This is a genomic window from Streptomyces triticisoli (genome assembly GCF_003270085.1).
Taxonomy (GTDB): Bacteria; Actinomycetota; Actinomycetes; order Streptomycetales; family Streptomycetaceae; genus Streptomyces; species Streptomyces triticisoli.
Map to the genome: position 1 here is coordinate 1 of NZ_QFDQ01000039.1, position 1,925 is coordinate 1,925.

Here is a 1,925-nt window from a genome sequence, read left to right on the forward strand (position 1 = left end):
AGTGGCGAGCGAAACCGGATGAGGCCAAACCGCAGGCGTGCAAGACCCGGCAGGGGTTGCGCAGGCGGGGTTGTGGGATCTCTTGTGACCAGTCTGCCGGCTGGTCGGCGAGTCAGAAACCGTTGGCGTAGGCGAAGGACATGCGAAAGGTCCGGCGCAGAGGGTAAGACCCCCGTAGCCGAAACGTCAGAAAGCGAGTCCGAACAGGGCGGTTTCAGTAGCACGCTCAAGACCCGAAGCGGAGTGATCTAGCCATGGGCAGGTTGAAGCGGAGGTAAGACTTCGTGGAGGACCGAACCCACCAGGGTTGAAAACCTGGGGGATGACCTGTGGTTAGGGGTGAAAGGCCAATCAAACTCCGTGATAGCTGGTTCTCCCCGAAATGCATTTAGGTGCAGCGTCGCGTGTTTCTTGCCGGAGGTAGAGCACTGGATAGGCGATGGGCCCTACCGGGTTACTGACCTTAGCCAAACTCCGAATGCCGGCAAGTGAGAGCGCGGCAGTGAGACCGTGGGGGATAAGCTCCATGGTCGAGAGGGAAACAGCCCAGAGCATCGACTAAGGCCCCCAAGCGTACGCTAAGTGGGAAAGGATGTGGAGTCGCTCAGACAACCAGGAGGTTGGCTCAGAAGCAGCCATCCTTGAAAGAGTGCGTAATAGCTCACTGGTCTAGTGATTCCGCGCCGACAATGTAGCGGGGCTCAAGCGTACCGCCGAAGTCGTGTCATTGCGATATCAGTGAGAATGCAGGCATGAGTAGCGATTCACACGTGGGAAACGTGTGCGCCGATTGACCAAGGGTTCCTGGGTCAAGTTGATCTGCCCAGGGTAAGTCGGGACCTAAGGCGAGGCCGACAGGCGTAGTCGATGGACAACCGGTTGATATTCCGGTACCCGCCGTGCCGCGACAGACATCGAGCCCTCCACGGCGAAGTGGATGATCCTATGCTGTCGAGAAAAGCCTCTAGCGAGTTGCACGGCGGCCCGTACCCCAAACCGACTCAGGTGGTCAGGTAGAGAATACCGAGGCGTTCGGGTGAACTATGGTTAAGGAACTCGGCAAAATGCCCCCGTAACTTCGGGAGAAGGGGGGCCGCTTCCGGTGACGGGTCTTGCACCCCGAGCTGGGGGCGGCCGCAGAGACCAGCGAGAAGCGACTGTTTACTAAAAACACAGGTCCGTGCGAAGCCGTAAGGCGAGGTATACGGACTGACGCCTGCCCGGTGCTGGAACGTTAAGGGGACCGGTTAGCTCCATTTCGGTGGGGCGACGCTGAGAACTTAAGCGCCAGTAAACGGCGGTGGTAACTATAACCATCCTAAGGTAGCGAAATTCCTTGTCGGGTAAGTTCCGACCTGCACGAATGGCGTAACGACTTCTCGGCTGTCTCAACCATAGGCCCGGTGAAATTGCACTACGAGTAAAGATGCTCGTTTCGCGCAGCAGGACGGAAAGACCCCGGGACCTTTACTACAGTTTGATATTGGTGTTCGGTTCGGCTTGTGTAGGATAGCTGGGAGACCGTGAAGCCGTCACGCCAGTGGTGGTGGAGTCGTCGTTGAAATACCAGTCTGGTCGTGCTGGATGTCTAACCTGGGTCCGTGATCCGGATCAGGGACAGTGTCTGATGGGTAGTTTAACTGGGGCGGTTGCCTCCTAAAGGGTAACGGAGGCGCCCAAAGGTTCCCTCAGCCTGGTTGGCAATCAGGTGGTGAGTGTAAGTGCACAAGGGAGCTTGACTGTGAGACCGACGGGTCGAGCAGGGACGAAAGTCGGGACTAGTGATCCGGCGGTGGCTTGTGGAAGCGCCGTCGCTCAACGGATAAAAGGTACCCCGGGGATAACAGGCTGATCTTCCCCAAGAGTCCATATCGACGGGATGGTTTGGCACCTCGATGTCGGCTCGTCGCATCCTGGGGCTGGAG

General features: G+C 58.0%; 1 rRNA gene. It reads left to right on the forward strand.

The features are described 5' to 3' along the window. Positions 1-71: 71 nt before the first annotated feature. Positions 72-1,925, forward strand: a 23S ribosomal RNA gene (locus DEP02_RS07870); the annotation flags it as partial.